We start from the raw sequence: 24,182 nt of genomic DNA, 5'->3' as shown, positions 1-24,182 counted from the left end.
CCCGCAGCAAGGCTGCGGGCTTTTCGCTTAATTCAACGCAGGTTTAGGCCAGCGCTTCTTCCAGCGGCAGGTCCAGCGCCTTGGCGACACCGGCACCGTAGGCGGGATCCGCCAGGTAGCAATGCTTGATATGGCGCAGCTTGATATGCCGTGCCGCATCGCCCATGGCACGCGCCGTGTTGCCGAACAGACGCTCCTGCTCGTCGGCGTCCATCAGACGGAACAGATCGCCCGGCTGGGTGAAGTAGTCGGCATCGTCGGCGCGGAAGTCGTAGCGGTCCGCTGAGCCACCCAACGCCAGCGGCGGCTCGCTGAAGTCAGGCTGCTGCTGCCACTCGCCGTAAGTGTTGGGCTCGTAGTGCAGGCGTCCCCCGTGGTTGCCATCGACACGCATGGCGCCATCGCGGTGGTAGCTGTGTACCGGGCAGCGCGGCGCGTTTACCGGAATCTGGTGATGGTTGACGCCCAGGCGGTAGCGCTGCGCATCACCGTAGGAGAACAGACGGCCCTGCAGCATACGGTCCGGCGAGAAGCTGATACCGGGCACCACGTTGGCGGGCGTGAAGGCGGCCTGCTCGACATCCTGGAAATAGTTGTCCGGGTTGCGGTTGAGCTCCATGTAGCCGACTTCGATTAGCGGGTAGTCCTTCTTCGACCAGATCTTGGTCAGGTCGAACGGGTGGAAGCGGTAATTCGCCGCATCCATCTCCGGCATGATCTGCACGTACATGGTCCAGCGCGGGAAATCGCCACGCTCGATGGCCTCGAACAGGTCGCGTTGCGAGCTTTCGCGGTCATTGGCCACGATGGCGGCGGCCTCGGCGTCGGTCAGGTTCTTGATGCCCTGCTGGGTCTTGAAGTGGAACTTGACCCAATAGCGCTGGTTGTCGGCACTGATGAAGCTGAAGGTATGCGAGCCGAACAGATGCATGTGGCGGTAGCCGTCTGGAATGCCGCGGTCACCCATCACGTAGGTAACCTGGTGCAGCGCCTCGGGCAGGCTGGTCCAGAAGTCCCAGTTGTTGTTGGCGCTGCGCATGTTGGTGCGCGGATCGCGTTTGACCGCGTGGTTGAGGTCGGGGAATTTCAGCGGATCACGGAAGAAGAACACTGGGGTGTTGTTGCCCACCAGGTCCCAGTTGCCCTGCTCGGTGTAGAACTTCAGTGCCGCACCGCGGATGTCCCGCTCGGCATCGGCCGCGCCACGCTCGCCCGCCACGGTAGAGAAGCGTGCGAACATCGGCGTACGCTTGCCCACTTCTGAGAAGAGTGCTGCTTTGGTATAGCGGGTGATGTCGTGGGTGACCACAAATTCCCCGAAAGCACCCGAGCCCTTGGCATGCATGCGTCGCTCAGGGATCACTTCGCGGTCGAAATGGGCAAGTTTTTCCAGAAACCACACATCCTGCAGCAGCATGGGGCCGCGAGCGCCAGCCGTAAGGACGTTCTGATTCTCAGCTACCGGAGCACCGGCTACGGTAGTCAATCTTGGCTTGTCTGTCATAACTGCTTCTCCATGGTGTGCGTCGTCTTGAGCAGTACGGGTGTCTGCTGCATGGCGCCATCATAGGAAAGCGCACCGGTGTCGACCAATGATGAAGGTCAAAGCTTTCAATAGAGCAAATCTTTCAGGCATAAAAAAACCGAGCCGTAGCTCGGTTTTCTTGAACGCTGCGAACTTACTCCGCGGCCTCCACTTCACCGGTAACCGGACGGTCAACCAGCTCGACGTAAGCCATGGGCGCATTGTCACCAGCGCGGAAACCGCACTTGAGAATACGCAGGTAGCCGCCCTGACGGGAGGCGTAACGCGGGCCCAGGTCGTTGAACAGCTTGCCAACGATAGCCTTCGAACGGGTACGGTCGAAAGCCAGGCGGCGGTTGGCAACGCTGTCTTCCTTGGCCAGGGTGATCAGCGGCTCGGCAACGCGACGCAGTTCTTTGGCCTTGGGCAGGGTGGTCTTGATCAGTTCGTGCTCGAACAGCGACACCGCCATGTTCTGGAACATGGCCTTACGGTGTGCGCTGGTGCGGCTCAGATGACGGCCACTTTTACGATGACGCATGATTGAAATTCCTTACCAAACGATCAGTTCGGTGACTAGGGGCGATCAGGCCGTAGCCTTATCGTCCTTCTTGAGACTTGCCGGCGGCCAGTTATCGAGGCGCATACCGAGGGACAGACCACGAGAGGCCAGAACGTCCTTGATTTCGGTCAGGGACTTCTTGCCCAGGTTCGGCGTTTTCAACAGTTCCACTTCGGTGCGCTGAATCAGATCACCGATGTAGTAAATGTTCTCTGCCTTGAGGCAGTTCGCCGAACGCACGGTCAGTTCCAGGTCGTCAACCGGACGCAGCAGAATCGGATCGATCTCGTCTTCCTGCTCTACCACAACCGGCTCGTTGTCACCCTTGAGGTCGACAAATGCAGCCAGCTGCTGTTGCAGGATAGTCGCAGCACGACGGATCGCCTCTTCGGGATCCAGGGTGCCGTTGGTTTCAAGATCGATGATCAGCTTGTCGAGGTTGGTACGCTGCTCAACACGAGCGTTTTCGACCACATAAGCCACGCGACGAACCGGGCTGAAGGTGGCGTCGAGCTGAAGACGGCCAATACTGCGGCTTTCATCTTCATCGTTCTGACGCGCATCAGCAGGCTCGTAACCACGGCCGCGAGCGACCTTGAGCTTCATGTTGATCGAACCATTGGCCGCCAGATTGGCGATCAGGTGATCGCCATTGACGATTTCAACATCGTGATCCAGCTGGATATCGGCAGCGGTAACAGCGCCCGCGCCCTTCTTCACCAGGCTCAAGGTCACTTCATCACGGCCGTGCAGCTTGATGGCGATACCTTTGAGGTTGAGCAGGATTTCGATGACATCTTCCTGCACGCCCTCTATGGCGCTGTACTCGTGGAGCACGCCGTCGATCTCAGCCTCGACCACAGCGCAGCCCGGCATTGAGGACAACAGAATACGACGCAGCGCGTTGCCCAGGGTGTGGCCAAAGCCACGCTCGAGAGGCTCGAGCGTGATCTTGGCACGGGTCGGACTGACCACCTGCACATCAATGTGGCGGGGGGTCAGGAACTCATTTACCGAACTCTGCATGGATACACCTATTTTCTAGCCCTTACTTGGAGTAGAGCTCGACAATCAGGTTTTCGTTGATGTCGGCAGACAGATCACTGCGAGCCGGAACACTCTTGAAAACACCGGTTTTTTTGTCGGTATCTACTTCGACCCACTCAACACGACCGCGCTGTGCGCACAGTTCCAGGGCCTGGGCGATACGCAACTGGTTACGGCACTTCTCACGCACCTCAACCACGTCACCCGCTTTGACCTGATAGGAGGGTACGTTCACAGTCTTGCCGTTGACGCTGATTGCCTTGTGGGATACCAGCTGACGCGATTCGGCACGCGTGGAGCCGAAGCCCATGCGGTACACGACGTTGTCCAGACGGCATTCGAGCAGTTGCAGCAGGTTCTCACCGGTAGCGCCCTTGCGGCTGGCAGCTTCTTTGTAGTAACCGCTGAACTGACGCTCAAGAACGCCGTACATGCGACGTACTTTCTGCTTCTCGCGCAGCTGGGTACCGTAGTCGGAAAGACGACCACGACGCTGACCATGAACACCCGGTGGGGTTTCGATATTGCACTTAGATTCGAGCGCGCGCGCACCACTCTTCAGAAAGAGATCGGTGCCTTCACGACGAGACAGTTTGCACTTGGGACCAATATAACGAGCCATTCTTCACTGTCTCCTGATTACACGCGGCGCTTCTTCGGCGGACGGCACCCGTTATGCGGGATTGGCGTCACGTCGGTGATGCTGGCGATTTTATAACCACAGCCATTCAGAGCACGAACGGCAGATTCACGTCCAGGACCTGGACCCTTGACGTTCACGTCGAGGTTCTTGAGGCCGTATTCCAGTGCCGCCTGACCAGCACGCTCAGCAGCTACCTGAGCAGCAAAGGGGGTGCTTTTACGCGAACCACGGAAACCGGAGCCACCGGAAGTGGCCCAGGACAACGCATTGCCCTGACGATCGGTGATAGTGATGATGGTGTTATTAAAAGAGGCATGGACGTGGGCGATGCCATCAACCACTGTCTTTTTAACTTTCTTACGAGGACGAGCAGCAGGTTTTGCCATTACTTAAATTCCTACGCGATTACTTGCGGATCGGCTTGCGCGGGCCCTTGCGGGTGCGGGCGTTGGTCTTGGTACGCTGACCGCGAACCGGCAGACCACGACGATGGCGCAGGCCGCGGTAGCAACCCAGGTCCATCAAGCGCTTGATCTTCATGTTGACTTCGCGGCGCAGATCACCTTCAACGATGAACTTAGCCACTTCGCCGCGCAGCAGTTCGACCTGCTCGTCAGAGAGATCCTTGATTTTTGCTGCCGGATTTACGCCGGTAGCTGCGCAGATGGACTGCGCACGAGTGCGACCAACACCATAGATGTAGGTCAGCGAGATAACAGTGTGCTTGTTATCCGGAATGTTTACGCCTGCAATACGGGCCATTCAGTGAAACTCCAATTGACAGCTACCCAACGCCCCGGAAGCCAAGAAAAGGGCGCGAGATACTAACGCTGTAGTAACAAATAATCAACCCGGCAGCGCACTAGCTACCGGGTTCTAGCTTTAGCTCACAATCAGCCTTGGCGCTGTTTGTGACGCGGTTCTGCACTGCAGATAACTCGAACGACGCCATCGCGACGGACGATCTTGCAGTTGCGGCACAGCTTCTTGACCGATGCACGAACTTTCATGACCAACTCCTCGAACCTTACGAGCCAATCAGCGGAGCATTCCGCTGCCATAGCCCTTCAGGTTGGCTTTTTTCATCAGGGAATCATACTGGTGAGACATGAGGTGTGACTGCACTTGAGACATGAAGTCCATCACCACTACCACCACGATCAGCAACGACGTCCCGCCAAGGTAGAACGGCACGTTTGCAGCCACCACAAGGAACTGAGGTAACAGGCATACAGCCGTCATGTACAGGGCACCGAACATGGTCAAGCGGGTCAGTACGCCATCGATATAGCGCGCGGACTGCTCACCAGGACGGATTCCCGGGATAAATGCACCGGACTTCTTCAGGTTTTCTGCGACGTCCTTCGGATTGAACATCAAAGCCGTATAGAAGAAGCAGAAGAAGATAATACCGGCACTGAACAGCAGGATGTTCAGGGGCTGACCTGGAGCGATCGCCTGCGACATATCAGCCAGCCAGCCCATGTTCTCGGACTGACCGAACCACTGCCCCAAGGACGCCGGGAACAGCAGAATGCTACTAGCGAAGATCGCAGGAATAACGCCCGCCATATTGACCTTCAGCGGCAGGTGGCTGGTCTGCGCAGCAAAAACCTTACGGCCCTGCTGACGCTTGGCGTAATGCACGGCAATCCGCCGCTGACCACGCTCAATGAACACCACGAACGCAATGATCGCCACAGCCACCAGACCGACCGCCAGCAGCGCGATGATATTGATATCACCCTGCCGGGCAGACTCGAAGGACTGGCCGAGAGCACCCGGCAAGCCAGCAACGATCCCCGCGAAGATCAACATGGAGATGCCGTTGCCAACACCCCGCTCAGTGATCTGCTCGCCCAGCCACATCATGAACATCGCACCAGCCACGAAGGTGGTGATAGCCACGAAGTAGAAGCTGAAATCGTTACTGAAGGCGACACCCTGCCCTGCCAGACCAACCGACATACCGATCGCCTGAACGATAGCCAGCACCAACGTTCCGTAACGCGTGTACTGACTGATCTTACGGCGCCCGGCCTCGCCTTCCTTCTTCAACTGCTCCAGCTGCGGACTGACAGCGGTCATGAGCTGCATGATGATCGACGCCGAGATATACGGCATGATCCCCAACGCAAAAATGCTCATGCGCTCCAGCGCGCCGCCGGAAAACATGTTGAACAGGCTAAGGATGGTCCCTTCGTTCTGACGGAACAGCTCGGCCAATCTGTCGGGGTTGATCCCCGGCACCGGGATGTGTGCGCCAATCCGATAGACGACGATCGCCATCAGCAGAAAACGCAGACGTGCCCAGAGCTCGGACAGCCCACCATTACTCAGCGCGGAGAGAGCACCTTGCTTAGCCATTTATTCCTCGAACTTGCCGCCAGCTGCTTCGATAGCCGCACGCGCACCTTTGGTGGCGGCGATGCCCTTGAGAGTCACCGCACGACCAACCTCACCGGACAGCATGACTTTTACGCGCTGTACGTTGTGATTGATGATGTTGGCGTCTTTGAGGCTCTGCAGAGTTACAACGTCGCCTTCAACCTTGGCCAGTTCGGAAGTACGCACTTCTGCGCGATCCATGGCTTTCAGAGAAACGAAGCCGAACTTCGGCAGACGGCGATGCAGAGGCTGCTGACCACCCTCGAAGCCGGGAGCGATCTTGCCACCGGAACGGGAAGTCTGACCCTTGTGACCACGGCCACCGGTCTTGCCGAGGCCGCTACCGATACCACGGCCCGGACGCAGCTTTTCGCGACGGGCACCTGGCGCAGAACGCAGATCGTTCAGTTGCATGGCTTAGCCCTCCACACGGAGCATGTAATAAGCCTTGTTGATCATGCCGCGGTTTTCAGGAGTATCCTGAACCTCAACGGTATGACCAATGCGACGCAGGCCCAAACCCTTGACGCACAGCTTGTGATTGGGGATACGGCCGCTGACGCTTTTGATCAGCGTAACCTTGACGGTTGCGTTAGCCATGATCAGGAAATCTCCTCAACGCTCTTGCCACGCTTCGCAGCGATCGACTCGGGCGACTGCATGGACTTCAGACCCTTGAACGTAGCGTGCACCACGTTTACAGGGTTAGTGGAGCCGTAGCACTTGGCCAGAACGTTCTGAACGCCGGCGACTTCGAGGATGGCGCGCATGGCACCACCAGCGATGACACCAGTACCTTCAGATGCCGGCTGCATGTAGACCTTGGAGGCGCCGTGGGCGGCCTTCGTGGCGTACTGCAGAGTAGTACCGTTCAGATCGACCTGAATCATGTTGCGGCGAGCCGCTTCCATGGCCTTCTGAATGGCGGCAGGCACTTCGCGGGACTTGCCACGACCGAAACCTACACGACCCTTGCCATCACCCACCACGGTCAGCGCGGTGAAGGTGAAGATACGACCACCTTTTACAGTTTTGGCGACGCGGTTAACTTGAACCAGCTTCTCAATGTAGCCTTCGTCGCGCTTTTGCTCGTTATATGCCATAACTTAGAACTCCAGCCCGCCTTCACGAGCAGCATCAGCCAGTGCCTTGACACGACCGTGGTACTTGAAGCCAGAACGGTCGAACGCCACCTGGGTGACACCTGCGGCCTTAGCACGCTCAGCGACCAGCTGACCAACTTTCTTGGCAGCGTCGACGTTGCCGGTGGCACCGCCGCGCAGTTCTTTGTCGAGTGTCGAGGCGCTGGCCAGGACCTTGTCGCCACCGGCCGCGAGGACCTGGGCGTAGATGTGCTGGGAAGAGCGATACACACAAAGGCGTACGACTTCCAACTCGCGCATCTTCAGACGGGCCTTGCGAGCGCGACGCAGACGAGTAACTTTCTTTAGGCTCATTTGCTATGCCCTACTTCTTCTTAGCTTCTTTACGACGAACCACTTCATCCGAGTAACGCACGCCTTTGCCCTTGTAAGGCTCTGGGCGACGGTAATCACGGATTTCAGCGGCCACCTGACCGACCAGTTGCTTATCGATACCCTTGATCAGGATATCAGTCTGGCTGGGGGTCTCAGCGGTAACGCCTTGCGGCAGTTCATACTCCACCGGATGCGAGAAGCCGAGAGCCAGGGACAGCACTTGACCTTTGGCTTGCGCTTTGTAACCAACACCAACCAGCTGGAGCTTACGCTCAAAGCCCTGGCTGACGCCGACTACCATGTTGTTCACCAGAGCACGAGTGGTACCAGCCATGGCACGGGTCTGCTGATCGCCATTGCGACCGGCAAAACGCAGCTCACCATCTTCCTGGATCACTTCAACCGAAGAGTGAACGTTCAGTTCCAGGGCACCCTTGGCACCCTTGACCGAAAGCTGCTGGCCATTCATCTTGACTTCGACGCCGGCAGGCAGCTTGACGGGGTTTTTAGCAACGCGAGACATGCTTATTCCCCCTTAGAACACAGTGCAGAGCACTTCGCCACCAACGCCTGCGGCGCGAGCAGCACGATCAGTCATCACACCCTTGTTGGTGGACACGATCGAAACGCCCAGACCGCCACGAACTTTCGGCAGCTGGTCGACGGATTTGTACTGACGAAGGCCAGGGCGGCTTACGCGCTTGAGTTCTTCAATGACCGGACGGCCTTCGAAGTACTTCAGCTCGATGGACAGCTGCGGCTTTACATCACCACTGACGTTGTATCCCGCGATATAGCCTTCACCTTGAAGAACGTTGGCTACTGCCACCTTCAGTTTGGAAGACGGCATGCTTACGACGGACTTTTCGGCCATCTGGGCATTACGGATACGAGTTAGCATGTCCGCTAACGGGTCCTGCATACTCATGGGCTCTTGGCTCCTAATACGAAAAAATAAGCCCTTAAGGGCTCGTGTCGCCTCTAGACAAGTCCGCAAAAATGCGAGGCTCTGGCGAGCCGGACATTCTAGAGAGAGAGCTGAAACGAATCAAGCCCCAGAGGGGCTTGATTCATCAACATCCAGTCCGACGGTTAAGCCGGACCTTTTGCTTACCAGCTGGCCTTGACCAGACCCGGTACATCACCACGCATGGCGGCCTGGCGCAGCATGTTGCGCGCAAGACCAAACTTGCGATACACACCATGCGGACGACCAGTCAGGCGGCAGCGGTTACGCAGGCGCGAGGCGCTGGCGTCACGAGGCTGCTTCTGCAGGGAAACCTGGGCTTCCCAGCGCTCTTCCGGCGTGGAGTTCGGGTTGGCGATGACAGCCTTCAGGGCCGCACGCTTTGCCGCGTACTTGGCAACCGTCTGCTGACGCTTCAGCTCGCGGTTCTTCATGCTTTGCTTAGCCATGTACCTACTCCAATCAGTTGCGGAACGGGAAGTTGAAGGCGCGCAGCAGAGCACGACCTTCATCATCCGTCCGGGCGGTAGTGGTCAGAGTGATGTCCAGACCACGCAGCGCATCGATCTTGTCGTAATCGATTTCCGGGAAGATGATCTGCTCTTTCACGCCCATGCTGTAGTTGCCGCGGCCATCAAAGGACTTGGCATTCAGGCCGCGGAAGTCGCGAACCCGAGGCAGGGAGATGGAAAGCAGACGATCCAGGAATTCGTACATGCGATCGCCACGCAGCGTCACCTTGACGCCGATTGGCCAGCCTTCGCGGACCTTGAAGCCAGCGATGGAGTTCCGGGCGTGGGTCACTACGACCTTCTGACCGGTGATCTTCTCCAGGTCGGCAACAGCATGATCGATGATCTTCTTGTCACCGATGGCTTCGCCGAGACCCATATTGAGGGTGATCTTGGTGATGCGCGGAACTTCCATCACGTTGCCCAGCTGAAGTTCTTCCTTCAGCTTGGGAGCGATTTGCTTCCGATAAACTTCTTTTAGTCGTGCCATGGTTATCTACCTAGCAGTCTCAAGCTTCAACCGGCTTTTGGGTCGACTTGAAGACACGAATTTTCTTGCCGTCTTCAACCTTGAAACCAACGCGATCAGCCTTGTTGGTTTCGCTGTTGAAGATAGCGACGTTAGAGACGTGCAGAGGCGCCTCTTTCTCGACGATACCGCCCTGAATGCCAGCCATCGGATTGGGCTTGGTATGACGCTTGATCAGGTTGATGCCACCGACGACCACGCGGTCGTCAGCGAGAACCCGAAGCACCTTACCGCGCTTGCCCTTGTCCTTGCCGGCGATGACGATGATCTCGTCGTTGCGACGAATCTTTTGCATGCGGCTACTCCTTAGAGCACTTCAGGCGCAAGGGAAACGATCTTCATGAACTTCTCGTTACGAAGCTCACGCGTCACCGGCCCGAAAATACGAGTACCGATAGGCTCCTGCTTGTTGTTCAACAGAACAGCAGCGTTGCCATCGAAGCGAATAATGGAACCGTCTGGACGACGAACACCGTGACGGGTGCGAACCACAACAGCGGTCATCACCTGGCCTTTCTTGACCTTGCCACGCGGAATCGCTTCCTTGACGGTAACCTTGATGATGTCGCCGATGCCGGCGTAACGGCGGTGAGAACCGCCGAGCACCTTGATGCACATAACGCGACGCGCGCCGCTGTTATCCGCCACATCGAGCATTGATTGAGTCTGAATCATATAATTTCTCCGACCCCTAGCCCTTAGACTTCGACGGCACGTTCAACGACATCAACCAGCATCCAGGACTTGGTCTTCGCTAGCGGACGAGTCTCGCGGATGGTGACCTTGTCGCCGATACGGCACTGGTTGGTTTCGTCGTGGGCGTGCAGCTTGGTCGAACGCTTCACGTATTTGCCGTAGATCGGGTGCTTGACGCGACGCTCGATCAGTACGGTGATGGTTTTGTCCATTTTGTCGCTGACGACGCGGCCAGTCAGCGTACGGACAGTCTTTTCAACTTCAGCCATGATCACTTACCTGCCTGCTGGTTGAGCACAGTCTTGACACGAGCGATGTCGCGCCTGACTTGCGAGAGCAGGTGAGACTGCCCCAACTGGCCAGTCGCTTTCTGCATACGCAGATTGAACTGGTCGCGCAGCAGCTCGAGCAGTTGCTCGTTCAGCTGCTGAGCGGATTTTTCACGAAGCTCATTCGCTTTCATCACATCACCGTCCGCTTAACAAAGGAGGTGGCGAGCGGCAGCTTTGCAGCAGCCAGGGCGAAAGCCTCACGCGCCAGCTCTTCGGAAACACCCTCGATTTCGTAGAGCACCTTGCCCGGTTGAATCTGGGCTACCCAGTACTCGACGCTACCCTTACCTTTACCCATCCGGACTTCCAGAGGCTTCTTGGTGACAGGCTTGTCGGGGAATACACGGATCCAGATCTTTCCACCACGCTTAACGTGACGGGTCAACGCACGACGTGCGGACTCGATCTGGCGGGCCGTCAGACGGCCACGGGAGACAGACTTCAGAGCGAACTCGCCGAAGCTGACCTTGCTACCGCGCTGAGCCAGACCACGGTTGTGGCCGGTCATCTGCTTGCGGAATTTTGTACGCTTGGGTTGCAACATTTGGCGTACTCCTTACTTGGCAGCTTTTTTACGAGGCGCAGGCGCTTGCGGCTTGAGCTCTTCGTGGCGACCACCAATCACTTCGCCTTTGAAGATCCAGACCTTGACGCCGATCACACCGTAAGTGGTGTGCGCTTCGTAGGTGTTGTAGTCGATATCGGCACGCAGGGTGTGCAGCGGCACACGACCTTCCCGATACCATTCCGTACGGGCAATTTCAGCCCCACCCAGACGACCGCTCACCTGGATCTTGATGCCTTTGGCACCAATGCGAATGGCGTTCTGTACGGCGCGCTTCATGGCGCGACGGAACATAACGCGACGCTCCAGCTGCTGAGCAACGTTCTGTGCTACCAGCATTGCATCGAGTTCCGGCTTGCGGATTTCTTCGATGTTGATGTGCACCGGCACACCCATTTGCTTGGTCAGGTCCTGACGCAGCTTCTCAACATCTTCACCTTTCTTGCCGATCACGATGCCGGGACGAGCGGTGTGGATGGTGATGCGTGCGGTCTGAGCCGGGCGAGCAATATCGATACGGCTTACGGACGCGTTTTTTAGTTTGTCTTGGAGGTACTCACGTACGTTCAGATCTGCAAGCAGATAATCGGCGTACGTACGACCGTCTGCGTACCAGACGGAGGTGTGCTCCTTGACGATTCCCAGGCGAATGCCAGTGGGATGTACTTTCTGACCCATCTGATCGACTCCGTTACTTGTCCGCAACCTTGACAGTGATATGGCAAGACCGCTTGACGATGCGATCAGCGCGGCCTTTGGCACGCGGCATGATGCGCTTAAGCGAACGCCCCTCGTTGACGAAGACGGTGGAAACCTTCAGGTCATCCACGTCAGCGCCTTCGTTGTGCTCGGCGTTGGCTATGGCCGACTCCAGCACTTTCTTCATGATCTCGGCGGCTTTCTTGTTGCTGAAAGCCAGCAGGTTGAGCGCTTCGCCCACCCCTTTCCCGCGGATCTGGTCGGCGACCAGGCGGGCTTTCTGGGCGGAGATGCGAGCGCCCGACAACTTAGCGGCTACTTCCATCTTCATTACCCCTTAGCGCTTGCCTTTCTTGTCGGCAACGTGACCACGATAGGTACGAGTGCCGGCAAATTCGCCGAGTTTGTGACCGACCATGTCTTCGCTCACGAGAACTGGAACATGCTGACGACCGTTATGCACAGCGATGGTCAAACCGACCATTTGCGGCAGGATCATGGAACGACGCGACCAGGTTTTCACCGGCTTGCGATCGTTCTTCTCCATCGCCACTTCGACCTTCTTCAGTAGGTGAAGATCGATAAAAGGACCTTTTTTCAGAGAACGTGGCACTGTCGTATCCCTCTAGTTACTTGCGACGACGGACGATCATGTTATCGGTGCGCTTGTTCGAGCGAGTCTTCGCGCCCTTAGTCGGGAAGCCCCACGGCGACACCGGATGACGACCACCAGAGGTACGACCTTCACCACCACCGTGGGGGTGATCGACCGGGTTCATGGCCACACCGCGCACGGTCGGACGAACACCACGCCAGCGCTTGGCGCCCGCCTTGCCCAGCGAACGCAGGCTGTGCTCGGAGTTCGAGACTTCGCCCAGGGTCGCACGGCACTCGGCCAGTACCTTGCGCGTTTCGCCGGAGCGAAGACGCAGCGTTACGTATGCACCTTCACGCGCGACCAGCTGAGCCGAAGCACCAGCGGAACGAGCGATCTGGGCACCTTTACCCGGCTTCAGCTCAACACCATGAATGGTGGAACCCAGCGGGATGTTGCGCAGCGGCAGGCTGTTGCCAGCCTTGATCGGCGCGTTGACGCCCGACAGCAGCTGATCGCCAGCGCTGACGCCCTTGGGAGCGATGATGTAGCGACGCTCGCCATCGGCGTACTTCAGCAGCGCAATGTGCGCAGTACGGTTCGGGTCGTATTCGATGCGCTCAACGATGGCTGGAATGCCATCCTTGTTGCGACGAAAATCGACCAGACGGTAGTGCTGCTTGTGACCACCGCCGATGTGGCGAGTGGTGATGCGACCGTTGTTGTTACGGCCACCGGTTTTCGACTTCTTCTCGAGCAGCGGAGCATGAGGAGCGCCTTTGTGCAGCTCCTGACCCACCACCTTGACCACAAAGCGGCGGCCCGCGGAAGTCGGTTTGCATTTAACGATTGCCATGATGCACCCCTTCCTTACTCAGCACTGCCGGAGAAATCGAGATCCTGGCCTGGCTGAAGAGCGATGTACGCCTTCTTCCAGTCGTTCCGCTTGCCCAGACCGCGAGCGGTACGCTTGGTCTTGCCCTGAACATTCAGGGTGCTGACCTTGGCGACCTTCACGTTGAACAGGCTTTCGACGGCCTTCTTGATTTCCAGCTTGGTTGCGTCAGTTGCAACCTTGAAAACGAACTGGCTCTTGCTGTCAGCCAGCATGGTTGCCTTCTCGGAGACATGCGGACCAAGCAGGACTTTGAATACGCGTTCCTGGTTCATCCCAGCAGCTCCTCGAATTTCTTCACAGCCGACACGGTGATCAACACCTTGTCATAGGCGATCAGGCTGACAGGATCGGAACCTTGAACGTCACGCACGTCGACGTGAGGCAGGTTGCGAGCAGCCAGATAAAGGTTCTGATCAACAGCGTCGGAAACGATCAGCACGTCATTCAGACCCATACCGTTCAGCTTGTTGGCAAGCAGCTTGGTTTTAGGGCTATCGACGGCGAAGTCTTCAACAACGACCAGACGCTCGGAGCGAACCAGCTCAGCAAGAATGGAGCGCATTGCAGCGCGATACATCTTCTTATTGAGTTTTTGTTCGTGATTCTGCGGACGAGCAGCGAAAGTCACACCACCGCCACGCCAGATCGGACCACGAGTGGTACCAGCGCGCGCGCGGCCCGTACCCTTCTGGCGCCATGGACGCTTACCGCCACCAGCGACGTCGGAGCGAGTCTTCTGCTGCTTGCTGCCCTGACGACCGCCAGCCATATAGGCGACGACTGCCTGATGCACCAGCGTCTCGTTGAACTCACCACCAAAGGTACGCTCGGAGACTTCTATGGCTTGTGCGCCATTAACATTCAATTGCATGTGAACTCCCCCTTACCCGCGAGCCTTGGCGGCCGGACGCACGATCACGTCACCACCGGTGGCACCAGGGACTGCGCCCTTGACCAACAGCAGGTTACGTTCGGCATCGACACGCACGATTTCCAGAGACTGCACGGTTACGCGCTCGGCGCCCATGTGTCCGGACATCTTCTTGCCCTTGAAAACACGACCCGGAGTCTGGCACTGGCCAATCGAACCCGGAACGCGGTGGGATACGGAGTTACCGTGGGTATTGTCTTGACCACGGAAGTTCCAGCGCTTGATGGTACCGGCAAAGCCTTTACCCTTGGACTGACCGGTGACATCCACCATCTGTCCAGCTTGGAAAATCTCAGCATTGATCTGGTCACCGACCTGGAACTCCTCGCCATCAAGGCGGAATTCCCAAACGCCACGACCGGCGGCTACATTCGCCTTGGCGAAATGACCGGCCTGAGCCTTGGTGACACGGGAAGCGCGACGCTCGCCAACAGTGACCTGTACGGCGCGATATCCATCGCTTTCTTCGTTCTTGAACTGGGTGACGCGATTCGGTTCGATCTCAATGACCGTAACCGGAATAGAGACACCATCCTCGGTGAAAACACGGGTCATACCGCATTTGCGACCGACTACACCAATAGTCATATTGTAACCTCTTGAGTGTACGGGGCTTTCACCCGCTATGGCCGCCCATTTCAGAGCGTTACACGACTAAAACTCGAAGTTTTAGCCGAGGCTGATCTGCACTTCCACGCCAGCCGCAAGATCAAGCTTCATAAGCGCATCGACGGTCTTGTCGGTTGGCTGAACAATGTCCAGCACTCGCTTATGAGTGCGGATTTCGTACTGGTCGCGCGCGTCTTTGTTGACGTGCGGAGAGACCAGAACGGTAAACCGCTCTTTGCGGGTCGGCAGTGGAATCGGACCACGCACCTGAGCACCAGTACGTTTCGCGGTTTCCACGATTTCCTGGGTTGATTGATCGATCAGGCGATGGTCAAAAGCCTTCAACCGAATACGGATTTGTTGGTTTTGCATTTTGACCTCAGACTCCAATTAGCCATCCCTACCAAACGCAATACGCCCGGTAAAAGGAGGCGCAATTGTACGGATGCGTCCAGGGGGTGTCAATAAATGATCAGCAATAGAAAAAGGCCCCCGAAGGGGCCCTTTTCCACACCGAATGTTTACTCGATGATCTTGGCAACCACGCCGGCACCAACGGTACGGCCGCCTTCGCGAATTGCGAAACGCAGACCTTCTTCCATGGCGATCGGAGCGATCAGGGTGACAGTCATCTTGATGTTGTCGCCCGGCATGACCATCTCAACGCCTTCCGGCAGTTCGCAGTTACCGGTCACGTCAGTGGTACGGAAGTAGAACTGCGGACGGTAGCCCTTGAAGAACGGAGTATGACGGCCGCCTTCTTCCTTGCTCAGAACGTAGACTTCGCCTTCGAACTTGGTGTGCGGCTTGATGGTGCCCGGCTTGGCCAGAACCTGGCCACGCTCGACGTCATCACGCTTGGTGCCGCGCAGCAGCACGCCCACGTTCTCACCGGCACGACCTTCGTCCAGCAGCTTGCGGAACATTTCAACGCCGGTGCAGGTGGTCTTGGTGGTATCGCGGATGCCCACGATCTCGATTTCTTCCTGCACGCGAACGATGCCGCGCTCGACACGACCGGTTACCACGGTACCGCGACCGGAGATCGAGAACACGTCTTCGATCGGCATCAGGAACGGCTTGTCGATTGCGCGCTCAGGCTCTGGAATGTAGCTGTCCAGGGTCTCGACCAGGGTCTTAACGGCAGTAGTACCCAGACCGTTATCGTCTTCACCATTGAGCGCCATCAGCGCGGAACCGATGATGATCGGGGTGTCGTCGCCCGGGAAGTCGTAGGTCGACAGCAGGTCGCGAACTTCCATCTCGACCAGTTCCAGCAGCTCGGCGTCGTCAACCATGTCGGCCTTGTTCAGGAACACGACGATGTAGGGAACACCAACCTGACGGGACAGCAGGATGTGCTCGCGAGTCTGCGGCATGGGGCCATCAGCAGCGGAGCAGACCAGGATCGCGCCGTCCATCTGGGCAGCACCGGTGATCATGTTCTTCACATAGTCAGCGTGACCCGGGCAGTCAACGTGGGCGTAGTGACGGATCGGGGAATCATATTCAACGTGGGAGGTGTTGATGGTGATACCACGAGCCTTCTCTTCCGGCGCGTTGTCGATCTGGTCGTAACCCTTGGAAGTACCGCCGCTACCGAAGACTTCGGCGCAGACACGGGTCAGGGCTGCAGTCAGCGTGGTCTTGCCATGGTCGACGTGACCAATGGTGCCGACGTTGACGTGCGGTTTGTTACGTTCGAATTTTTCTTTAGCCACGACAGTAAACCTCTTACTTAAAGGGCTGAATCAACCTTGTTTTTTGACAATAGCTTCGACGATGTTCGACGGAGCTTCGGAGTACTTCGAGAATTCCATGGAGTAGCTGGCGCGACCCTGAGACATGGAACGCACATCAGTGGCATAGCCGAACATTTCGCCCAGCGGCACTTCAGCGCGGATGACCTTGCCGGAGACAGAGTCTTCCATACCCTGAATCAGACCACGACGACGGTTCAGGTCACCCATCACGTCGCCCATGTAGTCCTCAGGTGTCACAACCTCGACCTTCATGACAGGCTCAAGCAATACCGCACCGCCCTTCTGGGACAGCTGCTTGGTGGCCATGGAAGCCGCGATCTTGAACGCCATCTCGTTGGAGTCGACGTCGTGGTAGGAACCATCGAACACAGTGGCTTTCAGGCCGAGCAGCGGATAGCCGGCGAGAACACCGTTCTTCATCTGCTCTTCGATGCCCTTCTGGATAGCCGGAATGTATTCCTTCGGAACCACACCACCGACAACCTCGTTCTTGAACTCCAGACCTTCCGCACCTTCGTCGGACGGCTCGAAGCGGATCCAGCAATGACCAAACTGGCCACGACCGCCGGACTGACGAACAAACTTGCCTTCGATCTCGCACTTGTTGCGAATCATCTCGCGATAGGCAACCTGCGGCTTACCGATGTTTGCCTCGACACCGAACTCGCGACGCATACGGTCTACGATGATGTCCAGGTGCAACTCACCCATACCACCGATGATGGTCTGGCCGGTTTCCTCGTCGGTGCGCACGCGGAAAGAGGGGTCTTCCTGAGCCAGACGACCCAGCGCGACACCCATCTTCTCTTGGTCAGCCTTGGTTTTCGGCTCGACGGCTACGTGAATAACCGGCTCCGGGAAGTCCATACGCTCAAGGACGATCGGATTGGCGATGTCGCACAGGGTGTCACCGGTGGTGACGTCCTTCATGCCGATCAGGGCAGCGATGTCGCCTGCACGCACTTCCTTGATTTCCTGACGATCGTTGGCATGCATCTGCACCATACGACCAACGCGCTCCTTTTTGCCCTTGACCGAGTTGATGACGGAATCACCAGAGGCCAGAACACCGGAGTAGACGCGAACGAAGGTCAGAGTACCAACGAAGGGGTCGGTTGCGATCTTGAACGCCAGCGCAGAGAACGGCGCTTCGTCGGAAGATTCGCGCTCGTCGACTTTCTCTTCATCATCCGGGTGAACACCCTTGATCGCAGGCACTTCGTCCGGAGCCGGCAGGAATTCGACCACGGCGTCGAGAACAAGCGGCACACCCTTGTTCTTGAACGAGGAGCCCAGAACCGCCGGCACGATTTCACAAGCGATGGTGCGCTGACGCAGACCCTGCTTGATTTCCTCGATGCTCAGCTCACCCCCTTCGAGGTACTTGTTCATCAGCTCTTCGTTGGCCTCGGCTGCTGCCTCGACCAGATTGGAGCGATACTCCTCAGCCTGTGCCTGCAGTTCGGCAGGGATCTCTTCCTCGCGGAAGGTCATGCCCTTGTCGTCCTCGTTCCAGTAGATGGCCTTCATCTTGATCAGATCGACCTGACCGACGAAGTTTTCCTCGGAACCGATTTGCAGCTGCAGCGGTACCGGGGTGTGACCCAGGCGCTTCTTGATCTGCTCGACGACGCGCAGGAAGTTGGCGCCCTGGCGGTCCATCTTGTTCACGTAGACGATACGCGGAACGCCGTACTTGTTGGCCTGACGCCATACGGTTTCCGACTGCGGCTCGACACCGGAAGTACCACAGAACACGACGACGGCACCATCGAGGACACGCAGGGAGCGCTCTACTTCGATGGTGAAGTCAACGTGACCGGGGGTATCGATTACGTTAACGCGGTGGCTCTTGAATTGCTTGGCGGAACCCTGCCAGAAGGCGGTTACGGCAGCGGAGGTAATGGTAATACCCCGCTCCTGCTCCTGAACCATCCAGTCGGTGGTCGAAGCGCCGTCATGGGTTTCACCCATCTTGTGGTTTACACCGGTATAGAACAGTACGCGCTCGGTGGTGGTGGTCTTACCAGCATCCACGTGGGCGCAAATACCGATGTTACGGTAGAGGTTGATCGGTGTAGTACGAGCCATAAAGCCCTCGCGAGTTGTTGACGCTGAAAATTAGAAGCGGTAGTGCGAGAAAGCCTTGTTGGCTTCAGCCATACGGTGCACGTCTTCACGCTTCTTGACCGCAGCGCCTTTACCTTCAAATGCATCCGTCAGCTCACCTGCAAGACGCAGGGCCATGGATTTCTCGCCACGCTTGCGTGCGGCATCTACCAGCCAGCGCATCGCCAGGGCGTTACGACGGGAGGGACGAACTTCGACCGGAACCTGGTAAGTCGCACCACCTACACGGCGGGACTTCACTTCGACCAGCGGAGCGATGGCGTCGAGTGCTTTTTCGAAGATTTCCAGGGGATCGCTGTTCTTACGCTCTTTGACCTTCTCAAGAGCACCATAAACGATACGCTCGGCAACGGCTTTCTTGCCGCTCTCCATCACGTGGTTCATGAATTTGGCAAGGATCTGACTCCCGTACTTCGGATCGTCAAGGATCTCGCGCTTGGCTGCTACACGACGTCTTGGCATTGATAAGCCCTCAAACGGTCTTCAGGTTAGCTCGGGACAATAAAACTGGTTACGCCCGACCTTACTCTTATCGACTCAGATAAATAAAAAACTGCTTATTTCGGACGCTTGGCGCCGTACTTGGAACGGCCCTGCTTACGGTCTTTGACGCCAGAGGTATCCAGCGAGCCGCGCACGGTGTGGTAGCGAACACCCGGAAGGTCTTTTACACGACCGCCACGGATCAGCACTACGCTGTGCTCTTGCAGGTTATGACCTTCACCACCAATGTAGGAGGCGACTTCAAAACCGTTGGTCAGGCGAACACGGCATACCTTACGCAGTGCAGAGTTCGGTTTCTTTGGCGTGGTGGTGTACACACGGGTGCACACGCCACGGCGTTGCGGGCAGTTCTGCAGCGCAGGGACGTCGCTTTTCTCGACGACCCGCTTGCGCGGCTGACGTACCAGCTGGTTGATAGTTGCCATCTACTAGCTCCACTGTTGTCTTTCGACACAAACGAAAAATGGCAGAGCAAAAGCCCCGCCAAATTAGGGGTACAAGAGTCTAAAGAGGTTCTTGTACACCGTCAAGGCAGACCCCGGCTTGCGCCGGGGTCTTTCTTTTAGTTGCCGCTGGAGTTCAGCGCCTCGGTCAAAGCTGCTTCGACCTCATCAGCACTGACTCGCACTGGCTTCTCGGCATCACGCTTGCGCTTGCGCTCGCTGTGATATTGCAGGCCGGTACCAGCTGGAATCAGACGACCGACCACCACGTTTTCCTTCAGGCCGCGAAGGTAATCGCGTTTTCCGGTAACCGCCGCCTCGGTAAGAACGCGGGTGGTTTCCTGGAAGGATGCCGCCGAGATGAACGACTCGGTGGACAGCGACGCCTTGGTGATACCCAGCAGTACACGAACGTACTTGGCGACGAACTTGTCTTCCGCAGCCAGGCGCTCATTCTCTTCCAGCACATGGGTGAGCTCCATCTGGTCACCCTTGATGAAGCTGGAGTCGCCAGCCTCACTGATCTCAACCTTGCGCAGCATCTGACGAAGGATCGTCTCGATGTGCTTGTCGTTGATCTTCACACCCTGCAGGCGGTACACGTCCTGAATCTCGTTGACGATGTACTTGGCCAGTGCGCTGACACCCAGCAGGCGCAGGATGTCATGCGGGTTGCTCGGACCATCGGAGATCACTTCACCCTTGTTCACCTGCTCGCCTTCAAAGACGTTCAGGTGACGCCACTTCGGAATCAGCTCTTCGTACGGCTCGCTGCCATCGGTCGGCGTAATCACCAGACGACGCTTGCCCTTGGTTTCCTTACCGAACGAGATGGTGCCGCTGATCTCCGCCAGGATCGACGGCTCTTTCGGACGGCGCGCTTCAAACAGGTCGGCAACACGCGGCAGACCACCGGTGATGTCGCGGGTCTTCGAAGTCTCCTGCGGGATACGCGCGATAACGTCACCCACATTGATCTCGGCACCGTCGGCAACACCCACCAGGGCGTTGGCCGGCAGGAAGTACTGAGCCGGCACGTCGGTACCCGGCAGCAGCAGCTCCTTGCCATTGGCATCGACCATCTTGATCGCCGGGCGAATATCCTTGCCGGAAGCCGGACGGTCCTTAGGATCCATCACTTCAATGTTGGTCAGACCGGTCAGTTCGTCGGTCTGGCGCTTGATGGTGATGTTTTCTTCCATGCCAACGAAGGTAACGATACCCTTCATTTCGGTCACGATCGGGTGAGTGTGCGGATCCCACTTGGCCACCACAGTGCCGGCATCGACCTTGTCGCCTTCCTTGATGGAAATCACCGCACCGTAAGGCAGCTTGTAACGCTCACGCTCACGACCGAAGTCATCCGCAACCGCCAGCTCACCGGAACGCGAAACGGCTACGAGTGCACCGTCTAGACGCTCGACATACTTGAGGTTGTGCAGACGGATGGTTCCGCCGTTTTTAACCAGTACGTTATCGACCGCCGAAGTCCGGCTCGCCGCACCACCGATGTGGAAGGTACGCATGGTCAGCTGAGTACCCGGCTCACCGATCGACTGGGCAGCGATGACGCCGACCGCTTCGCCGATGTTGACCTGATGGCCACGGGCAAGGTCACGGCCGTAGCACTTGGCGCAGATACCGTAGCGGGTTTCACAGCTGATTGGCGAACGCACGATCACTTCGTCGATGCTGTTCAGCTCGATGAAGTCTACCCACTTCTCATCAACCAGGGTACCGGCCGGAACCAGAACCTCTTCGCTACCCGGCTTGAGCACGTCGCGTGCAATGACACGACCCAGGACTCGCTCACCTAGCGGCTCAACAACATCGCCACCTTCGATATGCGGCGTCATGTGCAGGCCCTGCTCGGTGCCGCAGTCGGTCTCGGTCACAACCAGATCCTGCGCAACGTCAACCAGACGGCGAGTCAGGTAACCGGAGTTGGCGGTCTTCAGTGCGGTATCCGCCAGACCCTTACGAGCACCGTGGGTGGAGATGAAGTACTGGAGTACGTTCAGACCTTCACGGAAGTTCGCGGTAATCGGCGTCTCGATGATGGAGCCGTCCGGCTTGGCCATCAGGCCACGCATACCGGCCAGCTGACGGATCTGGGCAGCAGAACCACGGGCGCCCGAGTCAGCCATCATGAACATGGAGTTGAAGGAGTCCTGCTCGACTTCCTTGCCCTCGCGATCGACAACCTTCTCTTTCGACAGGTTGGCCATCATCGCCTTGGACACTTCGTCGTTGGCCTTGGACCAAAGGTCGATCACCTTGTTGTACTTCTCGCCCTGGGTGACCAGGCCGGAGGCGTACTGGCTTTCGATTTCCTTCACTTCCTCGGTGGCTGCATCGATGATGCGCGCCTTCTCATCCGGGATGACGAAATCGTTCACGCCGATGGAAACGCCGGAAATCGTCGAATAGGCGAAACCGGTGTACATCAGCTGGTCGGCAAAAATGACGGTGTCTTTCAAGCCAACGGTGCGGTAGCACAGGTTGATCAGCTTGGAGATCGCCTTCTTCTTCATCGACTGGTTGACCACGTCGAATGGCAGGCCGGCAGGCACGATCTGGAACAGAAGTGCACGACCGACGGTGGTGTCGACGATGCGGTCGTTCTCGGTAATGCTGCCGTCACGATCCTTGATGGTTTCGTGAATACGTACCTTCACCCGAGCATGCAGCGAGGCCTCACCGGAGCGGAACACCCGGTCGACTTCCTGCAGGTCAGCAAATACGCGACCCTCGCCCTTGGCATTGATGGCTTCACGGGTCATGTAGTACAGACCCAGAACCACGTCCTGCGAAGGCACGATGATCGGCTCGCCGTTGGCGGGCGAGAGAATGTTGTTGGTGGACATCATCAGCGCGCGCGCTTCCAGCTGGGCCTCGAGGGTCAGCGGAACGTGAACGGCCATCTGGTCACCGTCGAAGTCGGCGTTGTACGCAGCACACACCAGCGGGTGCAGCTGGATCGCCTTACCTTCGATCAGAACCGGCTCGAATGCCTGGATACCCAGACGGTGCAGAGTCGGAGCGCGGTTGAGCAGCACGGGATGTTCTCGGATGACTTCGGCAAGAACGTCCCAAACCTCGGGCAGCTCGCGCTCGACCATCTTCTTGGCGGCCTTGATGGTGGTCGCCATGCCGCGCATTTCCAACTTGCCGAAAATGAACGGCTTGAACAGCTCCAGGGCCATCTTCTTCGGCAGACCGCACTGGTGCAGGCGCAGGGTCGGGCCGACGGTAATAACCGAACGACCGGAGTAGTCCACGCGCTTGCCGAGCAGGTTCTGACGGAAACGGCCCTGCTTGCCCTTGATCATGTCGGCCAGGGACTTCAGAGGACGCTTGTTGGAACCAGTGATGGCACGGCCACGGCGACCGTTGTCCAGCAGCGCATCGACCGCTTCCTGCAACATGCGCTTTTCGTTGCGCACGATGATGTCCGGCGCCGACAGGTCGAGCAGGCGCTTCAGACGGTTGTTACGGTTGATCACGCGGCGATACAGATCGTTCAGATCGGAAGTCGCGAAGCGGCCACCATCCAGCGGAACCAGCGGACGCAGGTCTGGCGGCAGAACCGGCAGAACGGTCAGCACCATCCACTCAGGCAGGTTGCCCGAGCCGTGGAAGGCTTCCATCAGCTTGAGGCGCTTGGACAGCTTCTTGATCTTGGTTTCCGAGTTGGTCTGCGGAATTTCTTCGCGCAGGCGACCGATCTCATGCTCCAGGTCGATTTCGTGCAGCAGTTCGCGAACGGCTTCGGCACCCATGCGGGCGTCAAAGTCATCACCGAACTCTTCGAGGGCTTCGAAGTATTGTTCGTCGTTCAGCAGCTGCCCTTTTTCCAGCGTGGTCATGCCCGGATCGATCACTACGTAGCTCTCGAAATAGAGCACGCGCTCGATGTCACGCAGGGTCATGTCCAGCAGCAGGCCGATACGGCTCGGCAGCGACTTCAGGAACCAGATGTGGGCGACCGGCGAGGCCAGTTCTATGTGCGCCATGCGCTCACGACGAACCTTGGCCAGCGCAACTTCAACACCGCACTTCTCGCAGATAACACCGCGATGCTTGAGGCGCTTGTATTTGCCACACAGGCACTCGTAGTCCTTGACCGGGCCAAAGATCTTGGCGCAGAACAGGCCGTCGCGCTCGGGCTTGAACGTACGGTAGTTGATGGTCTCCGGCTTTTTTACTTCACCGAAGGACCAGGAGCGAATCATCTCGGGCGATGCCAGCGCAATCTTGATGGCATCGAACTCTTCGATTTGACCCTGGTTTTTCAATAGATTCAGCAGGTCTTTCAAGGCCTTTCCTCCCAGCGGAGCAGGGAGCGGACCGACGTCCGCTCCCG

The 24,182-nt window shown here is 57.6% G+C and carries 34 protein-coding genes; all 34 read right to left on the bottom strand.

The window, feature by feature from the left end:
• Positions 1-43: 43 nt before the first annotated feature.
• Positions 44-1,504: a catalase gene (locus BN1079_RS14755; RefSeq protein ID WP_037025773.1), complete on the bottom strand. Its 1,461-nt coding sequence runs from the start codon at positions 1,502-1,504 to the stop codon at positions 44-46.
• A 175-nt stretch (positions 1,505-1,679) separates the two neighbouring features.
• Positions 1,680-2,066, bottom strand: a complete 387-nt coding sequence (rplQ, locus tag BN1079_RS14750) for a 50S ribosomal protein L17 (protein WP_037025770.1) — start codon at positions 2,064-2,066, stop codon at positions 1,680-1,682.
• Between the two features lie 45 nt (positions 2,067-2,111).
• On the bottom strand, positions 2,112-3,113 hold the full coding sequence (locus tag BN1079_RS14745; RefSeq protein ID WP_037025769.1) for a DNA-directed RNA polymerase subunit alpha: 1,002 nt from the start codon (positions 3,111-3,113) through the stop codon (positions 2,112-2,114).
• Positions 3,114-3,135: 22 nt separating this feature from the next.
• On the bottom strand, positions 3,136-3,756 hold the full coding sequence (gene rpsD, locus BN1079_RS14740) for a 30S ribosomal protein S4 (RefSeq protein WP_037025767.1): 621 nt from the start codon (positions 3,754-3,756) through the stop codon (positions 3,136-3,138).
• 17 nt (positions 3,757-3,773) lie between these two features.
• The gene (gene rpsK / locus BN1079_RS14735; protein WP_037025765.1) at positions 3,774-4,163 is read right to left on the bottom strand and encodes a 30S ribosomal protein S11; all 390 of its coding nucleotides are present in this window, start codon (positions 4,161-4,163) and stop codon (positions 3,774-3,776) included.
• A 19-nt stretch (positions 4,164-4,182) separates the two neighbouring features.
• On the bottom strand, positions 4,183-4,539 hold the full coding sequence (gene rpsM, locus BN1079_RS14730) for a 30S ribosomal protein S13 (protein ID WP_037025764.1): 357 nt from the start codon (positions 4,537-4,539) through the stop codon (positions 4,183-4,185).
• A gap of 131 nt (positions 4,540-4,670) precedes the next feature.
• The gene (gene rpmJ / locus BN1079_RS14725) at positions 4,671-4,787 is read right to left on the bottom strand and encodes a 50S ribosomal protein L36 (RefSeq protein WP_037025762.1); all 117 of its coding nucleotides are present in this window, start codon (positions 4,785-4,787) and stop codon (positions 4,671-4,673) included.
• A 28-nt stretch (positions 4,788-4,815) separates the two neighbouring features.
• Entirely contained in the window at positions 4,816-6,144 is a 1,329-nt protein-coding gene (gene secY, locus BN1079_RS14720) for a preprotein translocase subunit SecY (RefSeq protein WP_037025761.1), read from the bottom strand.
• The gene (rplO, locus tag BN1079_RS14715; RefSeq protein ID WP_037025760.1) at positions 6,145-6,579 is read right to left on the bottom strand and encodes a 50S ribosomal protein L15; all 435 of its coding nucleotides are present in this window, start codon (positions 6,577-6,579) and stop codon (positions 6,145-6,147) included. It lies immediately after the preceding gene.
• Between the two features lie 3 nt (positions 6,580-6,582).
• Positions 6,583-6,765: a 50S ribosomal protein L30 gene (gene rpmD, locus BN1079_RS14710; RefSeq protein WP_014854212.1), complete on the bottom strand. Its 183-nt coding sequence runs from the start codon at positions 6,763-6,765 to the stop codon at positions 6,583-6,585.
• Positions 6,766-6,767: 2 nt separating this feature from the next.
• The gene (gene rpsE / locus BN1079_RS14705; RefSeq protein WP_037025759.1) at positions 6,768-7,268 is read right to left on the bottom strand and encodes a 30S ribosomal protein S5; all 501 of its coding nucleotides are present in this window, start codon (positions 7,266-7,268) and stop codon (positions 6,768-6,770) included.
• 3 nt (positions 7,269-7,271) lie between these two features.
• Positions 7,272-7,622, bottom strand: coding sequence for a 50S ribosomal protein L18 (rplR, locus tag BN1079_RS14700; RefSeq protein ID WP_037025758.1), 351 nt, complete (start codon positions 7,620-7,622; stop codon positions 7,272-7,274).
• A gap of 10 nt (positions 7,623-7,632) precedes the next feature.
• A complete protein-coding gene (gene rplF, locus BN1079_RS14695; RefSeq protein ID WP_037025757.1) occupies positions 7,633-8,166 on the bottom strand; it encodes a 50S ribosomal protein L6 in 534 nt (177 codons plus the stop codon).
• A gap of 12 nt (positions 8,167-8,178) precedes the next feature.
• Positions 8,179-8,571 carry a 30S ribosomal protein S8 gene (rpsH, locus tag BN1079_RS14690; RefSeq protein ID WP_037025756.1) on the bottom strand — a complete coding sequence of 131 codons (393 nt, stop codon included), beginning with the start codon at positions 8,569-8,571 and terminating at the stop codon, positions 8,179-8,181.
• 182 nt (positions 8,572-8,753) lie between these two features.
• Positions 8,754-9,059 (bottom strand): 30S ribosomal protein S14, encoded by a 306-nt coding sequence (gene rpsN, locus BN1079_RS14685; RefSeq protein ID WP_037025755.1) that lies wholly within the window; start codon positions 9,057-9,059, stop codon positions 8,754-8,756.
• A 13-nt stretch (positions 9,060-9,072) separates the two neighbouring features.
• Positions 9,073-9,612 (bottom strand): 50S ribosomal protein L5, encoded by a 540-nt coding sequence (gene rplE / locus BN1079_RS14680; RefSeq protein WP_037025754.1) that lies wholly within the window; start codon positions 9,610-9,612, stop codon positions 9,073-9,075.
• 19 nt (positions 9,613-9,631) lie between these two features.
• Entirely contained in the window at positions 9,632-9,946 is a 315-nt protein-coding gene (gene rplX / locus BN1079_RS14675; RefSeq protein ID WP_037025753.1) for a 50S ribosomal protein L24, read from the bottom strand.
• Positions 9,947-9,957: 11 nt separating this feature from the next.
• A complete protein-coding gene (gene rplN / locus BN1079_RS14670) occupies positions 9,958-10,326 on the bottom strand; it encodes a 50S ribosomal protein L14 (RefSeq protein WP_014854220.1) in 369 nt (122 codons plus the stop codon).
• A 23-nt stretch (positions 10,327-10,349) separates the two neighbouring features.
• Complete coding sequence (gene rpsQ / locus BN1079_RS14665) at positions 10,350-10,616, bottom strand: 30S ribosomal protein S17 (RefSeq protein WP_037025751.1); 267 nt, start codon at positions 10,614-10,616, stop codon at positions 10,350-10,352.
• Positions 10,617-10,618: 2 nt separating this feature from the next.
• Entirely contained in the window at positions 10,619-10,810 is a 192-nt protein-coding gene (rpmC, locus tag BN1079_RS14660) for a 50S ribosomal protein L29 (RefSeq protein WP_037025749.1), read from the bottom strand.
• Positions 10,810-11,223 (bottom strand): 50S ribosomal protein L16, encoded by a 414-nt coding sequence (gene rplP, locus BN1079_RS14655; RefSeq protein ID WP_037025747.1) that lies wholly within the window; start codon positions 11,221-11,223, stop codon positions 10,810-10,812. The genes rpmC and rplP overlap by 1 nt, the downstream gene beginning before the upstream one ends.
• Before the next feature lie 12 nt (positions 11,224-11,235).
• A complete protein-coding gene (gene rpsC / locus BN1079_RS14650; protein WP_037025746.1) occupies positions 11,236-11,922 on the bottom strand; it encodes a 30S ribosomal protein S3 in 687 nt (228 codons plus the stop codon).
• 13 nt (positions 11,923-11,935) lie between these two features.
• Positions 11,936-12,268 (bottom strand): 50S ribosomal protein L22, encoded by a 333-nt coding sequence (rplV, locus tag BN1079_RS14645; protein ID WP_037026993.1) that lies wholly within the window; start codon positions 12,266-12,268, stop codon positions 11,936-11,938.
• A gap of 12 nt (positions 12,269-12,280) precedes the next feature.
• The gene (gene rpsS, locus BN1079_RS14640; protein WP_021209376.1) at positions 12,281-12,556 is read right to left on the bottom strand and encodes a 30S ribosomal protein S19; all 276 of its coding nucleotides are present in this window, start codon (positions 12,554-12,556) and stop codon (positions 12,281-12,283) included.
• A 16-nt stretch (positions 12,557-12,572) separates the two neighbouring features.
• Positions 12,573-13,394, bottom strand: a complete 822-nt coding sequence (gene rplB / locus BN1079_RS14635) for a 50S ribosomal protein L2 (protein WP_037025745.1) — start codon at positions 13,392-13,394, stop codon at positions 12,573-12,575.
• A 14-nt stretch (positions 13,395-13,408) separates the two neighbouring features.
• Complete coding sequence (rplW, locus tag BN1079_RS14630; RefSeq protein WP_037025744.1) at positions 13,409-13,708, bottom strand: 50S ribosomal protein L23; 300 nt, start codon at positions 13,706-13,708, stop codon at positions 13,409-13,411.
• Positions 13,705-14,307 carry a 50S ribosomal protein L4 gene (gene rplD / locus BN1079_RS14625; protein WP_037025742.1) on the bottom strand — a complete coding sequence of 201 codons (603 nt, stop codon included), beginning with the start codon at positions 14,305-14,307 and terminating at the stop codon, positions 13,705-13,707. The genes rplW and rplD overlap by 4 nt, the downstream gene beginning before the upstream one ends.
• A 12-nt stretch (positions 14,308-14,319) precedes the next feature.
• Positions 14,320-14,955 carry a 50S ribosomal protein L3 gene (gene rplC, locus BN1079_RS14620; RefSeq protein ID WP_037025740.1) on the bottom strand — a complete coding sequence of 212 codons (636 nt, stop codon included), beginning with the start codon at positions 14,953-14,955 and terminating at the stop codon, positions 14,320-14,322.
• Between the two features lie 81 nt (positions 14,956-15,036).
• Positions 15,037-15,348 carry a 30S ribosomal protein S10 gene (gene rpsJ / locus BN1079_RS14615; protein ID WP_003186070.1) on the bottom strand — a complete coding sequence of 104 codons (312 nt, stop codon included), beginning with the start codon at positions 15,346-15,348 and terminating at the stop codon, positions 15,037-15,039.
• A 149-nt stretch (positions 15,349-15,497) separates the two neighbouring features.
• Complete coding sequence (gene tuf / locus BN1079_RS14610; RefSeq protein ID WP_037025708.1) at positions 15,498-16,697, bottom strand: elongation factor Tu; 1,200 nt, start codon at positions 16,695-16,697, stop codon at positions 15,498-15,500.
• Between the two features lie 30 nt (positions 16,698-16,727).
• Positions 16,728-18,830 carry an elongation factor G gene (gene fusA, locus BN1079_RS14605; protein ID WP_037025738.1) on the bottom strand — a complete coding sequence of 701 codons (2,103 nt, stop codon included), beginning with the start codon at positions 18,828-18,830 and terminating at the stop codon, positions 16,728-16,730.
• A 30-nt stretch (positions 18,831-18,860) separates the two neighbouring features.
• Positions 18,861-19,331: a 30S ribosomal protein S7 gene (gene rpsG / locus BN1079_RS14600; protein ID WP_037025736.1), complete on the bottom strand. Its 471-nt coding sequence runs from the start codon at positions 19,329-19,331 to the stop codon at positions 18,861-18,863.
• Positions 19,332-19,426: 95 nt separating this feature from the next.
• The gene (gene rpsL, locus BN1079_RS14595; RefSeq protein WP_003291416.1) at positions 19,427-19,798 is read right to left on the bottom strand and encodes a 30S ribosomal protein S12; all 372 of its coding nucleotides are present in this window, start codon (positions 19,796-19,798) and stop codon (positions 19,427-19,429) included.
• Positions 19,799-19,935: 137 nt separating this feature from the next.
• Positions 19,936-24,135, bottom strand: a complete 4,200-nt coding sequence (gene rpoC, locus BN1079_RS14590; protein ID WP_037025734.1) for a DNA-directed RNA polymerase subunit beta' — start codon at positions 24,133-24,135, stop codon at positions 19,936-19,938.
• Between the last annotated feature and the right edge of the window lie 47 nt (positions 24,136-24,182).

It is taken from the genome of Pseudomonas saudiphocaensis (genome assembly GCF_000756775.1).
Taxonomy (GTDB): Bacteria; Pseudomonadota; Gammaproteobacteria; order Pseudomonadales; family Pseudomonadaceae; genus Stutzerimonas; species Stutzerimonas saudiphocaensis.
This window is presented reverse-complemented; position numbering and strand designations above follow the sequence as displayed.

Coding starts and splice junctions, on each gene's coding strand:
- rpsQ (WP_037025751.1), bottom strand. CDS start 10,616: ATGGCTGAAGTTGAAAAGACTGTCCGTACGCTGACTGGCCGCGTCGTC.
- rpsD (WP_037025767.1), bottom strand. CDS start 3,756: ATGGCTCGTTATATTGGTCCCAAGTGCAAACTGTCTCGTCGTGAAGGC.
- rpsM (WP_037025764.1), bottom strand. CDS start 4,539: ATGGCCCGTATTGCAGGCGTAAACATTCCGGATAACAAGCACACTGTT.
- rpsH (WP_037025756.1), bottom strand. CDS start 8,571: ATGAGTATGCAGGACCCGTTAGCGGACATGCTAACTCGTATCCGTAAT.
- rplP (WP_037025747.1), bottom strand. CDS start 11,223: ATGTTGCAACCCAAGCGTACAAAATTCCGCAAGCAGATGACCGGCCAC.
- rpsG (WP_037025736.1), bottom strand. CDS start 19,331: ATGCCAAGACGTCGTGTAGCAGCCAAGCGCGAGATCCTTGACGATCCG.
- rpmJ (WP_037025762.1), bottom strand. CDS start 4,787: ATGAAAGTTCGTGCATCGGTCAAGAAGCTGTGCCGCAACTGCAAGATC.
- BN1079_RS14755 (WP_037025773.1), bottom strand. CDS start 1,504: ATGACAGACAAGCCAAGATTGACTACCGTAGCCGGTGCTCCGGTAGCT.
- rplR (WP_037025758.1), bottom strand. CDS start 7,622: ATGAGCCTAAAGAAAGTTACTCGTCTGCGTCGCGCTCGCAAGGCCCGT.
- rplN (WP_014854220.1), bottom strand. CDS start 10,326: ATGATTCAGACTCAATCAATGCTCGATGTGGCGGATAACAGCGGCGCG.
- rpsJ (WP_003186070.1), bottom strand. CDS start 15,348: ATGCAAAACCAACAAATCCGTATTCGGTTGAAGGCTTTTGACCATCGC.
- secY (WP_037025761.1), bottom strand. CDS start 6,144: ATGGCTAAGCAAGGTGCTCTCTCCGCGCTGAGTAATGGTGGGCTGTCC.
- rplF (WP_037025757.1), bottom strand. CDS start 8,166: ATGTCTCGCGTTGCTAAAAACCCCGTCAAGCTGCCTGCCGGCGTCGAA.
- rplV (WP_037026993.1), bottom strand. CDS start 12,268: ATGGAAGTAGCCGCTAAGTTGTCGGGCGCTCGCATCTCCGCCCAGAAA.
- fusA (WP_037025738.1), bottom strand. CDS start 18,830: ATGGCTCGTACTACACCGATCAACCTCTACCGTAACATCGGTATTTGC.
- rpmC (WP_037025749.1), bottom strand. CDS start 10,810: ATGAAAGCGAATGAGCTTCGTGAAAAATCCGCTCAGCAGCTGAACGAG.
- rplX (WP_037025753.1), bottom strand. CDS start 9,946: ATGCAAAAGATTCGTCGCAACGACGAGATCATCGTCATCGCCGGCAAG.
- rpmD (WP_014854212.1), bottom strand. CDS start 6,765: ATGGCTAACGCAACCGTCAAGGTTACGCTGATCAAAAGCGTCAGCGGC.
- rpsC (WP_037025746.1), bottom strand. CDS start 11,922: ATGGGTCAGAAAGTACATCCCACTGGCATTCGCCTGGGAATCGTCAAG.
- BN1079_RS14745 (WP_037025769.1), bottom strand. CDS start 3,113: ATGCAGAGTTCGGTAAATGAGTTCCTGACCCCCCGCCACATTGATGTG.
- rpsK (WP_037025765.1), bottom strand. CDS start 4,163: ATGGCAAAACCTGCTGCTCGTCCTCGTAAGAAAGTTAAAAAGACAGTG.
- rpsN (WP_037025755.1), bottom strand. CDS start 9,059: ATGGCTAAGCAAAGCATGAAGAACCGCGAGCTGAAGCGTCAGCAGACG.
- rplW (WP_037025744.1), bottom strand. CDS start 13,708: ATGAACCAGGAACGCGTATTCAAAGTCCTGCTTGGTCCGCATGTCTCC.
- rplQ (WP_037025770.1), bottom strand. CDS start 2,066: ATGCGTCATCGTAAAAGTGGCCGTCATCTGAGCCGCACCAGCGCACAC.
- rplD (WP_037025742.1), bottom strand. CDS start 14,307: ATGCAATTGAATGTTAATGGCGCACAAGCCATAGAAGTCTCCGAGCGT.
- rplC (WP_037025740.1), bottom strand. CDS start 14,955: ATGACTATTGGTGTAGTCGGTCGCAAATGCGGTATGACCCGTGTTTTC.
- rpsE (WP_037025759.1), bottom strand. CDS start 7,268: ATGGCATATAACGAGCAAAAGCGCGACGAAGGCTACATTGAGAAGCTG.
- rplE (WP_037025754.1), bottom strand. CDS start 9,612: ATGGCACGACTAAAAGAAGTTTATCGGAAGCAAATCGCTCCCAAGCTG.
- rplO (WP_037025760.1), bottom strand. CDS start 6,579: ATGCAACTGAACGATCTGCGTTCTGCGCCAGGTGCCCGTCGCGAAAAG.
- rpsL (WP_003291416.1), bottom strand. CDS start 19,798: ATGGCAACTATCAACCAGCTGGTACGTCAGCCGCGCAAGCGGGTCGTC.
- rplB (WP_037025745.1), bottom strand. CDS start 13,394: ATGGCAATCGTTAAATGCAAACCGACTTCCGCGGGCCGCCGCTTTGTG.